Source organism: Rhizobium sp. RAF56 (assembly GCF_052113965.1).
Lineage (GTDB): Bacteria > Pseudomonadota > Alphaproteobacteria > Rhizobiales > Rhizobiaceae > Rhizobium.
The window spans coordinates 35,017-48,162 of sequence record NZ_JBFRDU010000005.1 but is presented as its reverse complement, the minus strand read 5'-3'; the positions used below and the strand labels follow the sequence as shown (position 1 = coordinate 48,162).

General features: G+C 63.1%; 9 protein-coding genes. 1 reads left to right on the top strand and 8 read right to left on the bottom strand.

The window, feature by feature from the left end; all coding sequences use genetic code 11:
* Positions 1 to 51: 51 nt before the first annotated feature.
* The 5 genes from AB4048_RS05645 to AB4048_RS05625 form a co-directional block, all read right to left on the bottom strand.
* Positions 52 to 483 carry a DUF2852 domain-containing protein gene (locus AB4048_RS05645; RefSeq protein WP_442200942.1) on the bottom strand — a complete coding sequence of 144 codons (432 nt, stop codon included), beginning with the start codon at positions 481 to 483 and terminating at the stop codon, positions 52 to 54.
* Between the two features lie 157 nt (positions 484 to 640).
* The gene (locus AB4048_RS05640; protein WP_442200941.1) at positions 641 to 1,915 is read right to left on the bottom strand and encodes a polyhydroxyalkanoate depolymerase; all 1,275 of its coding nucleotides are present in this window, start codon (positions 1,913 to 1,915) and stop codon (positions 641 to 643) included.
* A 198-nt stretch (positions 1,916 to 2,113) separates the two neighbouring features.
* Entirely contained in the window at positions 2,114 to 2,956 is an 843-nt protein-coding gene (locus tag AB4048_RS05635) for a fumarylacetoacetate hydrolase family protein (RefSeq protein ID WP_442200940.1), read from the bottom strand.
* A 72-nt stretch (positions 2,957 to 3,028) separates the two neighbouring features.
* Entirely contained in the window at positions 3,029 to 4,444 is a 1,416-nt protein-coding gene (locus AB4048_RS05630) for a pyridoxal phosphate-dependent decarboxylase family protein (protein ID WP_442200939.1), read from the bottom strand.
* 74 nt (positions 4,445 to 4,518) lie between these two features.
* Positions 4,519 to 5,472 (bottom strand): glutathione S-transferase family protein, encoded by a 954-nt coding sequence (locus tag AB4048_RS05625; RefSeq protein WP_442200938.1) that lies wholly within the window; start codon positions 5,470 to 5,472, stop codon positions 4,519 to 4,521.
* 173 nt (positions 5,473 to 5,645) lie between these two features.
* Here AB4048_RS05625 and AB4048_RS05620 point away from each other — a divergent pair, with 173 nt between their 5' ends.
* Complete coding sequence (locus AB4048_RS05620; RefSeq protein ID WP_442200937.1) at positions 5,646 to 5,945, top strand: DUF2218 domain-containing protein; 300 nt, start codon at positions 5,646 to 5,648, stop codon at positions 5,943 to 5,945.
* Positions 5,946 to 6,010: 65 nt separating this feature from the next.
* On the opposite strand, the gene trxA is transcribed toward AB4048_RS05620, so the two are convergent.
* From trxA to addB, 3 genes are all read right to left on the bottom strand, one after another.
* On the bottom strand, positions 6,011 to 6,331 hold the full coding sequence (gene trxA, locus AB4048_RS05615; protein ID WP_442200936.1) for a thioredoxin: 321 nt from the start codon (positions 6,329 to 6,331) through the stop codon (positions 6,011 to 6,013).
* Positions 6,332 to 6,406: 75 nt separating this feature from the next.
* Entirely contained in the window at positions 6,407 to 9,955 is a 3,549-nt protein-coding gene (gene addA, locus AB4048_RS05610) for a double-strand break repair helicase AddA (protein ID WP_442200935.1), read from the bottom strand.
* Positions 9,948 to 13,145, bottom strand: coding sequence for a double-strand break repair protein AddB (gene addB, locus AB4048_RS05605; protein WP_442200934.1), 3,198 nt, complete (start codon positions 13,143 to 13,145; stop codon positions 9,948 to 9,950). Before addB ends, addA begins: the two co-directional genes overlap by 8 nt.
* Between the last annotated feature and the right edge of the window lies 1 nt (position 13,146).

Here is a 13,146-nt window from a genome sequence, read left to right as displayed (position 1 = left end):
CAAAGAATAACCGGCATCCGCCGATGCCGGTCCGAAACGGGTGAAAAGAGGTTACGGCGTCTGGAACTCGGGAGCCGGGCCGTTGTCGTCGCGCTTTGTCTTGCGGTCGCGCATGAAGCGGTCGAACTCTTCCAGATCCTTGGCGCGCCGAAGTTCGCGGACGTAGGTATCGAACTCTTCGCGCATCTCTTCGAGCTTGCGGCGCTCTTCCTCGAGCCGGGTCAGTTCGGCGCGACGCCAATCGTCGAATGCAACATTGCCGGTACCGTGGTGGGAGCGATAGCGGTTGCGATGCTGACGGCAGCCGGCAAACATGCCGTCCGCGGCCTGGTTCACATCCCGCTTGAAGCCTCTCAGCCGCTCGCCGAAGAGAATATAGCCGAGCATGGCGAGGCCGAGCGGCCAGAAGACCACGAAGCCGAGTATCATCAAGGCAATGGTAGCCGGCGTCCAATCCGGCCGAATCAATGCAGACTGGTTCATCGTGAGGTATCCTCGCTTGAAGCGGCCGGCCAGATGCCGAACCGCTTGAATCGATGTGGTTACCCCTTCCCCACCCTTCAATAAGCAGGTCGGGAAAAATCGGACATATGTTTGAAACAATGCCGATATTTCAGCAGATTTTGCTTCAATACGGCCTTCAGGCCGATTTTCCGCCCTTTATGACGCGGGTCACGGCCGGACGACTGCTGCGCGCCTGTGCTCGCGTGAAGGCGACGATGCGCGGCGCGATTTCGCGGCGGAAGCGCGAACCGTTGAACACGCCGTAGTGTCCTACGTCGGGCTGCAGATAGTGCATCCGCATCGTGTCCGGGATGTTGGTGCAGATCGTCTGCGCCGCATGGGTCTGGCCAACGCCGGAAATGTCGTCATTCTCGCCTTCGATCGTCAGAAGCGCGACCTTGCGGATCGCGCTCGGATCGACGCGTTCGCCGCGATGCATCAATTCGCCCTTCGGAAGCGAATGCTTCATGAAGACCTCCTTGACCGTCTGCAGATAGAACTCCGCCGTCAGATCCATGACCGCCAGATACTCGTCGTAGAATTCGCGGTGCTTCTCCGGCTCGCCGTCGTTCTTGACGAGGTGCATGAAGAAGTCCTTATGCGCGATCATATGGCGGTCGAGGTTCATCGACATGAAGCCGGAAAGCTGCAGAAAACCGGGATAGACCGGGCGCATGAAACCGGGCTGCGGCCAAGGAACGTTCATGACGACGCTATCCTCGAACCACTTGAGCGGCTTGTCCTTTGCCAGCTTGTTGACGGCTGTCGGGTTGATGCGGGTGTCGATCGGCCCGCCCATCAGCGTCATGGATGACGGCGACAGCGGATCGTTTGCCTTCTCCATGACGGCAGCGGCAGCGAGTACCGGTACCGACGGCTGACAGACGGCGATCACATGCGTGTCGGGGCCGAGGTGATGCAGCATGTCGATGACGTAGTCGATATAGTCGTCGAGATCGAACCTGCCTTCCGTCATCGGCACCATGCGGGCATCGATCCAGTCGGTGATGTAGACGTCGGCGCTCGGGAGCAGGGCCTCCACGGTACCGCGCAGCAGTGTCGCATAGTGGCCCGACATCGGCGCGACGATCAGGATCCGCGGATCCGCGGGATGGCCGGCGGGCAGGCTGCGCTCGAAATGGATGAGATTGCAGAAGGGCCGGCGCCAACCAACCGTCTCGTGAACCGAGATCGGCCTGCCGTCCACCACCGTTTCCGTGAGGCCGAAAGCGGGCTTGCTGTAGCGCCGCGTCGTGCGCTCGAAAACTTCGAGGCTGGCCGTAACCGTACGCCCGAACAGCGTATTTGAGAGCGGATTAAAGGGATTGGAGTAGGCGAGCCGCATCAGGTCGGCGGCGGCTCTCACGGGCGCCAGTGCCGCGTGATTGAGTTCGTAAAGCTGGTAAAACATAGAAGACTTTACCTTTCAGGGCGCCCGGCGATTTGCCGGACAGCACATTCCATATTGTTTAAACTCAAAACATCATAAAAACATACCATTTTTTGCTGCGAGGCAACATGCAGGCATCATGTTAAGCACAAAAAATGCCGGAAAGCGGGCTTTCCGGCAACATTCTGTCGTTAATCGTTTGATATTATATCAAATCTTTCAGCGATCGGCCTCGAACGTCTGGCGCTGCGTACCGAGGCCTTCGATGCCGAGTTCCACGACATCGCCAGCTTTCAGATACTGCGGCGGCTTCATGCCCATGCCGACGCCCGGCGGCGTACCCGTCGAAATGACATCGCCCGGATGCAACGACATGAACTGGCTGAGATAGGAAACGACGTGGGCAACGCCGTAGACCATGGTCTTGGTCGAGCCGTCCTGCATCGTCTTGCCGTTGACCTTCAGCCACATGCCGAGGTCCTGCGGATCTGCGACTTCGTCCTTGGTCACCAGCCAAGGTCCGATCGGGCCGAAAGTGTCGCAGGACTTACCCTTCGTCCACTGGCCGGCGCGCTCCGTCTGGAAGGCGCGTTCGGAAACGTCGTGCGAGACGCAATAGCCGGCGACGTAGTCGAGCGCATCGGCTTCGCTTACATATTTGGCGGTTTTGCCGATGACAACGCCGAGCTCGACTTCCCAGTCGGTCTTTTCCGACCCGCGCGGTATCAGCACCGCGTCGTTCGGTCCGACGATGGCGGAGGTTGCCTTCATGAAGATAACCGGCTCGGGTGGCACCGTCGCGCCGGTTTCGGCGGCGTGGTCGGAAAAATTAAGTCCGATGCAGATGAATTTGCCGGTGCCGGCGACGCAGGCGCCGACGCGTCCTTCCTGCAGGACCGGCAGGCTGTTGACGTCGAGGGCAGCAATCTTCGAAAGCCCGGTCGGTGAAATCGCCTCACCACCGATATCGGCGACATGCGCGGATAGATCGCGGATTTTGCCGTCCTTATCGAGTAGCGCCGGCTTTTCGCGGCCAGGCTCGCCTACACGCATCAATTTCATGGGGTTTCCTTTCCTCAAGTATTCTTCCATATCCACCTATGAACGAAACATTCACCTGTGTCATCACGCGATTTAAGGATTTCGCCCGCGGGCAATGTTCACGATGACATGGAAGGCGTGCCCGACGTCAGCTTCGGTGGTTTCGAACTGGCCGACCTGAAAGCGGATCGCGAGCGCTCCGTTGACACGTGTCTGCGTCAAGTAGATCCGGCCATCGTTGTTGATGGCGTTGATCAGCCGCTGCGTGTGCTCATCGCTATCGACGCCCTGCGGTGCCCGGTGGCGGAAGGAGAAGAGCGAGAGAAAGGGCGGCGTGACGATTTCGAAATCCGGCTCGGCGGCGAACTGGTCAGCCAGCTTTTCAGACCAGCGGACATGATTGCGGATCATCATCCGCAGGCCCTCAAGCCCATGATAGCGAAGCAGGAACCAGAGTTTCAGCGCGCGAAAGCGCCGCCCGAGCGGCACGGACCATTCCGAATAGTTGATGATGCCGTCGTGGCCATGGGTCCGTAGATATTCGGGATGGATCGCCAGCGTCCGCACAAGGGCTGCAGGATCGCGCACGAATTGCACCGAGCAGTCAAACTGGGCGCCCAGCCATTTGTGCGGATTGAAGACGAGGGAATCGACGCCATCGATACCCGCCCAAAGCGTACGAAATTCCGGGCAGATCATCGCCGAGCCCGCCCAGGCGGCATCGACATGGACGTAAAGTCCGTGCCGGCGGGCGACTTCGGTGACGGCAGCAATGTCGTCGCAAGCGCCAGTGCTCGTGCCGCCGACGCAGGCAATCACGCCGGCGGGCAGAAGGCCAGCGTTCCTGTCCAGCTCGATCGCAGCTTCGAGCGCGGTCGCGTCCATCCCGCGATTGCGTCCTGTCGTCGGAACGCGCACGAGGTTGTCGGCGCCGACGCCGGAAATCCAGATGGCGCGATCGATCGAGGTATGGACCTCGCCGGTCGCATAGATCCTGACCGCGGGGTGGGCCGCAAGACCCTTCGCGTTCCCTTGCCAGCCGAGCGCGCGCTCGCGCATGACAAGCACGGCGGCAAGCGTGGCGGTCGACGCCGAATCCTGGATGACGCCGGAAAAGTTGTCCGGAACCGCCAGTGCCTGGCGCAGCCAATCGAGTACCTTCGTCTCAAGCTCGGTGGCGGAAGGCGAGGTTTGCCACAGAATGCATTGCGCGGCGATCGCGCTCACCAGGTACTCGGCGATAACAGAGACTGGAGCGGCGTTGGCGGGAAAATAGGCGAAGAAGCGGGGGTGCTGCCAATGGGTCATGCCGGGTACAAGGATATCCTCGAAATCCGCGAAGATATCCTCCATGCGTTCGCCGGTTTCCGGTGGCGCATCGGCAATGCGCGCGGCGATTTCACCCGGCGCCGTCTGCGCCCGCACTGGCCGGTCGCGAAGGTTTTGTCGATAGTCGGCGCCCCAATTCGCGGCCTTCTCGGACCAGCGTCGAAACTCCTCCCAATCCATCCTCGCCCCTCCCGTAATCTCGGACGGCGGGACCATAGACCGGTTTCCGTTCGCGGTCGAGGCGGCCTTTCCGCTCAGAAAAGCTCGTCGATCGCCGGACCAGCCGGGACTATCCCCGCCGGATTGAGCGAGCGGATCGAATAGTAGCCCTCCTTGATATGGTCGAAACTCACCGTCTCGGCGACACCCGGCCAATCGAGCATGCGCCGGCAGAAGGCGCTGAGATTTCCATAATCGGAGACGCGCCTAAGATTGCATTTGAACAGCCCATGATAGGCGACGTCGAAGCGCACCAGCGTCACGAACAACCGAATGTCGGCTTCGGTCGGATGATCGGCAAACAGGAAATCCCGTCCATCGAGCTCGGTCTCGACCCAATCCAGGCAATCGAAAACCTCGGCGAAGGCCTCATCATAGGCGAGTTGCGTCGTCGCAAAGCCGCTGCGGTAGACGCCGTTGTTCAGCGCCGGGTAGATGCGGGCGTTGAAGGCATCGATCTCCTCATGTCTCGCCCGAGGATAGAGATCGATCCGACCGCGGGCGAGATCGCCGAAACCATCGTTCATCATCCGGAGGATATCGGCGGACTCGTTGTTGACCGCGGTTCCCGCTTTCTTGTCCCAAAGCAGCGGTACCGTCGCGCGGCCGTTCATATGCGGGTCGGCCTTGGTGTAGACCTGGTGAAGGTAGGCAGCACCATTGACGTGGTCGACGGTGGCGCCGGGATAGTCACCGAAGCGCCAGCCTTGCGTCGTCAGTACCGGCTCGACCACGGAAACCGAGATCGCGTCTTCCAGTCCCTTCAGCTTGCGGCCGATCAGCGTACGCGAGGCCCATGGGCAGATCAGCGCGACATAAAGGTGGTAGCGTCCAGGCTCGGCGGCAAAACCGCCCGTCCCCGTCGGCCCTGGGCGTCCGTCGGGCGTCACCCAATTGCGAAATGTCGAGATCTGGCGAACGAAGCCGCCCTTCTCATCCTTTGCCTGAACCGGCTGCCAATCTTCGGTCCACTTTCCATCCACCAGCACAGCGTCTCTCCCGTTTCATCCGACGCCGCGGATCATAGCGACAGCTGAGGCTTTCGAAATCACACATTCTTGAAACAGACTGTGCACAGATCCCCAGCCATGCCCTTGCCACGCCTTGGCGTAGCGCTATGCAGGAAACTTTCTTTTTCTAGCCAACTTTATTGGAGAGAAGCATGCCGACATCCGTTTCGATCGTTCAAACCAGCAACGCCAGCCGTTACTTGCAGCAGCTCTGCAAGCATTGGAGCCACAAATTCGAGGTCGAGTTCAACGAGCGTCACGGACGCGTTCCCTTCGGTCCGCAGGCCAACGTCGCGTTCGATGCAAGCGATGACGCGCTGACGATGACGCTTGGCGTTGCCGATGAAGAGACGCGCACGCGGATGCAGACGGTGGTTGCCGACCATCTGAAGCGCTTTGCGTTCCGCGAGGATCTCGTCGTTCTCTGGGCGGATGCGCCCGACGCCGCGTAACAGCGCTGGAAAGCAAAAAAGCCCGGACTGAGCCGGGCTTTTCGCATGCTGCGGGTCGATACCGTTCAGGCGGCGTTCGAAATCCAGCTCGAAAGAGCGGTCTTCGGGGCGGCGCCGACCTTGATATCGGCGACTTCGCCGGCCTTGAACATGGCAAGCGTCGGGATCGAGCGCACACCGAACTGTGCGGCGAGTTCCGGATTTTCGTCGATGTTAAGCTTGGCGACCTTCACCTTGCCCTTGAATTCGACGGCGAGCTCTTCCAGGCTCGGCGCGATCATCTTGCACGGGCCGCACCATTCAGCCCAGAAATCTACGACGACGGGCTCGACGGATTCCAGAACTTCAGACCGGAAGTTGGCGGTATCGACTTTCACGGTAGCCATAGGCTGCTCCTTTGCAGGGACTGGTAGTTGTCGCACATGTGATGGTGCACGGTCGAAATTGCAATGACCGGTATTTCACTTTGTCTTGATGTGGGCAAGCGCGAATGCAAGGGCTGTCTCGGTCAGCCGGTAGATCGCGACGTTCTCGGTATAGACGAGAACGCAGTCCACAGGCTTGCCGGGATAAAGTGGCGCAAGGATCTCGCGATAGATCGCAAGCTGGGCGCGATGCGAGAAGGGAATGTCTCCCGCCGTTTCCGGCGCGACGCGATTGGTCTTGTAGTCGAGGATTACGACACGGTCCTCGAGCACGGCAAGCCGGTCGATGCGCCCCGAAACCGCGTAGTTCGTCCCTTGCAGCGTCAGCGTGCCCATAATCGAGGCCTCGGCCTGCGCATGGGCACCGAAGACGCCCTGCAGATCGGGATGATCGAGGAGAGCGAGTACCGCTTTGACAAGCGTCTCCCGCTCTTCACGGGGCCAATGGCGCGCGGCGCGCTCAGCGTAGCGGCGCGCGGCATCGGCGCGGTCTTCGCGCTGGAGATCAGGCAGCGCCTGCAGCATCCGGTGCAGCAGCCGGCCCTTTTCCAGGGCCCGACTAGAGCTGGCTTTTTCCGAGAAGAGCGGTGAGGCAAGGAGAAGATCGTCCGCCCCGTCGTCGACGATAATGCCGACGCCGGAGGGGCTGAGCGGCCGAGGCAGGTCCCGCTGCGGCGGCAAGGGTCGCGATAGGCTCTCCGGCAGGGCAGCGCGCTCCTCGCGTTTCGTGAGTGACTCGGCATGTTCCAGCTGCCGCTCGATCGGCCGCACGCGCCAGGTAAGTCCCTGCCATTCGCCATCAGGCCCCGAGAAGCTTGCCGGCTGGCAGTGCTCCTCATGCCTGCAAAGGGCGGCGCGGATCATCGCATGCCAGGTGTCGTGGTTTTCGCGAACACCACGATAGCCACAGACGATCAGCCGGTCGGCGGCACGCGTCATGCCGACATAGAGCAGGCGGCGGTATTCCTCCTCCGCCAAGCGTTGAACGCGCGCGTCGTCCTTCCTGGTCAGGGAATTGGCAAGCGCCCCGACCGGTACCCAGGCGGGCGTCGGTATCTCACCGGCGGTTTCGATGAGCCGCAGCTTCGGCAGGTGGGTGTGGGTGAACGGCTTCGAGCCGCCGTCGACGAGAAAGACGATCGGCGCCTCGAGCCCCTTGGCGGCATGCACGGTCATGATCCTGACTTCATTGCGGCCCTTGTCCTGCTCGCGCTTGACGACGGGCGCTTGCAGTTCCAGCGTCGAGACGAAGGATTGCAGTCCCGGCAGACCTGCCGTTTCGTGGTCGAGCGCGAAGGTCAGGAATTCGTCGAGAATGTCGCTCGCCTCGGTGCCGAGCCGGGCAAGAAACTGCCGCCGTCCGCCATGGCCGCCGAGCACGCGCGCGTAGAAATCGTGGACGGATAGGGACTTCGAGAGCCCCATGAAGAGCTTCAGGCGCTCGACGGCGTCGGCAAAACGCTTATGCCCGTCGGCGGCGAAGGCGCGCAAGTGGTCCCAGGCGCTTCGACCTTCGCCGCGAAGGGCGGCGATCGAAAAGACATCATCCTCGGAGAGATTGAAGAGCGGGCTTTTCAGCACGGCCGCCAGCGACAGGTCATCTTCCGGCAGCAGCAGAAAGCGCCCGAGCGCCAGGAGATCCTGAATGGCGATATGGCTGGTCAGGACCAACCGGTCGGCACCCGCAACGGGGATGTTGCCACGCCGCTTAAGCGCGCGCGTCAGTGCGTTGACGAAGGCATCACGCTTGCGCACCAGGATCAGGATGTCGCCCGCCTCGATGAGGCGCAGCTTCCCCTTTTCGATGATCGTCTCGCGACCGACCAACGTCGCGATCGAATGGGCGATGCGGCGGGCGAGGATGGCGGCGGGGGCGCTTTCCGGCGTCGCATCGAAAGGCGCTGTCCAATCCTCGTCCTTCGGCGCCGGCTCAGGCGCGATCATATCCCAGAGATCGACGGCGCCGGCATGACCAATGCGGCTCGACAGGTGCACGATCGGATCACCGAGCGCACTCAAGCCCCGCGCGTTTTCGACGTCGGAAAAGACGTGGTCGACCGCGGAAAGCACGTCGGCGGTGGAGCGAAACGAGAGTGGCAGGCGCACCGGGGAAAAAGCATGCCCTCCCGCGATCACGCGTCGGCGGGTGCGCTCGCTTTCCTCGGAAAAGCGTTCGGGCCGCGCACCCTGGAAGGAATAGATCGACTGCTTTTCATCGCCGACCGCAAAGAGCGTGCGCAGCCCAGGCCGCGCTCCGGCTCCGGCGAAAAAATCCTCGGCGAGCGACTGAATGACAGTCCACTGTACGGGGCTGGTATCCTGCGCCTCGTCGACGAGGATATGGTCGATCCCCTGATCGAGCTTGTAGTGGATCCAGGGACCGACGCCGCTCTTTGTCAAAAGCTCGGCGGTGCGCGTGATCAGGTCGTCGAAGTCGAGTTGGCTGCGCCGCTTCTTCAGCGCCTCGTAGTCTTGATTAAGTCGGTCGGCAAGGGTGAGCGCAGCAAGTGTGGCGCGGTGCAGGCGCGCGCGCCGCAGCCGGTCGCGGCAGTAAAGGACATGCGCGCGGGCCGTCGCGACGGCGTCGGCAAGCTCGGGCGCGGCAGCGAGCATCGCTCCGACGAAGAACTGTCCGTGGGATTTGGGCTCGCCCTTCGCCGTCAGCAGCACCTCTTCCAGAATATCGGCCCGCGTTGCCGGATCCGGCTCGCCAACCGCCCGGCGCAGCCCCGCCGCGATCGCCTTCGCTCTGGGGCCGCCGCGTTCCTCGGCAAGCTCGAGGTAGTGGTTGAGCGCGGCGCCGGAGAGACCGGGTAGCGGCCAGTACTGATGCAGTATGCCGGCCTCGCTGTCGCCGGCAGAAAGGCCGAAGCGGGCGCGAAGGCTTGCATCGATGCCGCCCTCGATGGCGGCAGCCCGCGCAAATTGCCTGATCGCGTTGCGATTGGCGACGATGTCCCCGAGCAGGGTTTCCAGGCCCGTTTCGTCGCCGATGTCGAGCACATGCGCGAAAGCTTCCGCGAGACCGGCGTCCTCTTCCGGTGTCGTTGCGGTTAGGAGCGAGCGGCGCGCATCGGCAAGCAGCGTCGTCGCGGCTCGGTCATCGAGCACGGAGAAGTGCCCCGCCACATTGGCTTCCAGTGGAAATTGATGCAGCAGCGCCTCGCAGAAGGCGTGTATGGTCTGGATCTTCAGCCCACCCGGTGTTTCCAGCGCCTTGGCGAACAGCCGACGCGCGGCCGCGAGCTTCAAAGGACCCGGCGGCTCGCCTTCGATCTCCGCGATCTTCCGCTCCAAAGCCTCGTCGGGCAGGGTCGCCCACTCCGCCAGCCGTGAGAAGACGCGGTTAGACATCTCCGAGGCCGCAGCCTTGGTATAGGTCAGGCAAAGGATGGCCGAGGGCCGTGCGCCGGCGAGCAGCAGACGGATGACGCGCTGGGTCAGCACATGCGTCTTGCCCGAACCGGCATTGGCGGAAACCCAGGCGGAGCGTGCGGGATCCGAAGCAAGCGACTGCTGGATCGTCGTCCAGCCGAGCCAGGTTCCAGGGTCGTTGCCTTCGGGAAGCGGTGCGTGCTCACTCATCGCCGCCGGCCTCCTCGGCCTCGGCCGTGGACCATTCCGCCACGCGGGCAAGATGGTCGTAGTCGCCGCCATACTCGAATTGTTGCGCCGGGATCAGCCGCGAGGAAAAACCCTTCTCGCCCGATTGCAGCATCGACACGAATTTCGCGAACTGCTCGATCGACTCCTCGGCGAGATCCATAGCCGACTTTGCTTTCCTGTCCCGGGTTGACAGTTCGTTGTTGACGGCATCGACCTTGAAACGGTGGCCCGGCCGCAGGCGGACGTAAAGCAGATCCTCCGGGGTCAGCCGACCGGCCTCTCGAAAGGCGCCCGCCTTCAGTGCATAGGCCTCGAGCGCCAGTTGCGGGTCGAGCAGCGCGCGTGCCTGCGCCGGCGAAGGGCTATAGCCGGTCTTGTAGTCGATGATGTCGGCATTGCCGTCAGGCTTAAGGTCTATCCGATCGGCAACGCCGGTGAGCTTGATGCCGAGCGCTTCGATTTCCACGCCGCCACGCGCCTCGGTGAAGGTGTGGCGAAGCTGTGGGCGGCGCTCCTTTTCCCAGGCAAGAAAAGCGCGCGCGACCTCGCGGAAGCGGGGTCGCCAGACGCTGTCGATATGGGGCGGCAGACGTTCGGCATCGAAGAGTTCGGTGAGGATGCGCTCCATCGCCTGCACGCCCGCCGGCGTTCCCGCGACGTGGCCCTCGCGGACGAAGCGGTCGACAATATCGTGATAGAGTATTCCGCGCTCCGCTGCTCCGGGATCGTGGTTGAAGGGACCCACCGGATCGAGCCTCAGTACGCGCCTTGCATAGATCGCGTAGGGGTCGCGGCGCAGCCGTCCGACCTCGCTGAAGGAATAGCTCTTCGGCTGCAACGCTATAGCCGGCTTCGGCGAAGGTCGCTGCGCCGGTTGCTGGTCGTCTCCCGCGTCGATCATTGCTGCCCAGTCGAGATAGCGGACGCCCCGCGCCTTCATCTCTGCTTCGAATGCCTCGCCGCCAAGCGCTGTCAGTCGCTGCAGCCAGCGGGAGGCGACGGTGGGAGTCGAGCCTTGCCTTAGAGCGCGGCTATAAATCAGGTGGCGCGTGCCATTCGCCATCTCGAAGTCGTGCGCAAGCTGGCCGATCCGACGTTCCGGAGGCTCAAGGCCGATCTGGGTCTTCATCGAGCGGGAAAGAAAAGGATTGTTGGCGGTCTGCCCCGGCCAGGAACCCTCGTTCAACCCGCCAAGGATCAGCGTGTCGACGCTCTGCAGACGGGCTTCCAGTGTGCCGAAGATAAAGAGGTGGGGGTGGCTCAGCGCGCGGGGCTTCACCGCTTGGCCGGCCAGCAATGCGGCGACGATGTCGATCCATTGCGGGCCGTCGGCTTCGAGCTGCCCGTCAGTTGCGATGACGTCGCGGAGCAGGCTGGCAAGCGCATCTCCGGCTTCACCCGACCAGAGGTTCGCGAGGTTGCCGCGCTCGTCCGCAGCAACCGCCTCCAGCGCTTTGCCGGTGCGCTCGGCCCACGCAGAAAGGGGAAATCCCGTCGTCAATCCCTGCTCTTGAGACTTGCGCCCGACCAGCGCGGAGACGAGAGGCTCGGTGGCGTTTGCCACGCGGCGGGCAAGATCGGCGGCCCAGTCGGCAGCTTCCGCCGGCAGCGCCTGGCGCCATTGCGGCGGATGACGTTCCGTGGACTGCTCAGCAAGGCGGCGGGCGAGCAGCGGCTCCAGCAAGCCGATATCCACCTCGGCGACCCCGCCGCGCAGTGCCAACAATTCGAGTGCTCCGACAGCCGCAGCAAGCTTTTCCGCTTCGAGGCCGAAGCGCGCTAGCGGATGTTTCAGCAGCGAAACGATCGCCACGGGATCGCCTGGGCGCAGCGCGGCTTCGAGAAGCAGCTGGGTCAGGGCTCCCTGCGGCGTGGAGGCGAGCGGTGTGCCGGCAGAATCGTCGGCGAGGATGCCGAAGCGGGAAAGTTCAGCCGTCACGCGGCGCGCCAGATTGCGGTCCGGGGTGATCAGCGCGGCCTGGCTTTCGCGTCCGTTTCTGCCGGGTTTTTCCAGCGCCAACCGCAGCGCGATCGCGATTGCGGTCGCCTCCTCGCGCTCGTTGGCCGCTTCAATCATGGCGACGTCGGCAAAGGCGCCGGAAAGCGCACCGGGAGCGAGGTGCTTGCGCCATTCGCCCCAGCCACTGGTCGCTGCCGACGGCGCCAGCGCCCGCGACAGGATCTCCGCGCGCAGTGTCTGATTGTCGTCGGGTTCCGCCAGCGCCTCGACATCGCGGCGCGTCACCCCGAGCTTCTTCAGTAGAAGTGCCAGACCGTACTGCGAATGGCTGCAGCTTGTCGGGTCGGCGCGGTCGCCCTTTCGCAAGTCCGGCGCCACGAGCATCCAATCGGCGTCGGGCATGGCGCGGTCGAGGCCTGGCAGCACGATGACGCCTTGAGGAAGTGCCGCAACGGCGGCGATCAGCTCGGCCGTGGCCGGCATCGAGCCGGTAGAGCCCGCAACGATGATCGGGCCGCTGTGTTTGGCGCTGGCAATGCGTTTGGCTTCGGCGCGCAGCAGAGCGTTCCGGTTTCGCGCAGCCGACGACTTGCCGAGTTCGCCGAGCCGGGCCGGCCAGAACTGGCTGGCGATTTCGAGGAATTGTGCGGTCAGCTGCCACCAGAGTGCATGATCCTCGGCATCAAGCGCCGAAAGTTCCGCCCATTCGCGATCCTCGGTCTCGAGAGAATCGATAAGTTCGGAGAGGTTGCGGGCAAGCCAGATGGCGTCGGCGGGGCTTGCCGGCGCAACCAGCGGCGAATCCGAATGAATGTCACGCACGATCTGCGGCAGCTTGTTGCGCCAGGCAAGGATCAGGCGGGCGAGCTCGATCAGCCGCGCGGTAGCCGAAAGCGGCTGGGCGAGATCGAGGGTTTCCGGCAGTGCCTCGTCAAAATAGCTGCTGTCTTCGTCCGTTTCGCCAAGCGGGCGGATGATTGGAAGGATGGCGGAACGGCCGCCGAGCAGGTCGACGAATTCCGAGCGCAGCACGCGCGCCGCGCGCCGCGTCGGCAGGAAGATCGTCACCCTGGCAAGCGACAGCGGATCGGACGGATCGTGGCGGAAATGCTCCGTCAACCGGCCGTCGCAAAGGGCGGCCGCGAGCGTCTTCAGGAAGGGAAGACCCGAAGGGATAGTCAGGACGCGTTGTCCGCCCCCGGCGGCCATC

Coding starts and splice junctions, on each gene's coding strand:
- AB4048_RS05635 (WP_442200940.1), bottom strand. CDS start 2,956: ATGAAATTGATGCGTGTAGGCGAGCCTGGCCGCGAAAAGCCGGCGCTA.
- trxA (WP_442200936.1), bottom strand. CDS start 6,331: ATGGCTACCGTGAAAGTCGATACCGCCAACTTCCGGTCTGAAGTTCTG.
- AB4048_RS05645 (WP_442200942.1), bottom strand. CDS start 483: ATGAACCAGTCTGCATTGATTCGGCCGGATTGGACGCCGGCTACCATT.
- addB (WP_442200934.1), bottom strand. CDS start 13,145: ATGGCCGCCGGGGGCGGACAACGCGTCCTGACTATCCCTTCGGGTCTT.
- addA (WP_442200935.1), bottom strand. CDS start 9,955: ATGAGTGAGCACGCACCGCTTCCCGAAGGCAACGACCCTGGAACCTGG.
- AB4048_RS05620 (WP_442200937.1), top strand. CDS start 5,646: ATGCCGACATCCGTTTCGATCGTTCAAACCAGCAACGCCAGCCGTTAC.
- AB4048_RS05640 (WP_442200941.1), bottom strand. CDS start 1,915: ATGTTTTACCAGCTTTACGAACTCAATCACGCGGCACTGGCGCCCGTG.
- AB4048_RS05630 (WP_442200939.1), bottom strand. CDS start 4,444: ATGGATTGGGAGGAGTTTCGACGCTGGTCCGAGAAGGCCGCGAATTGG.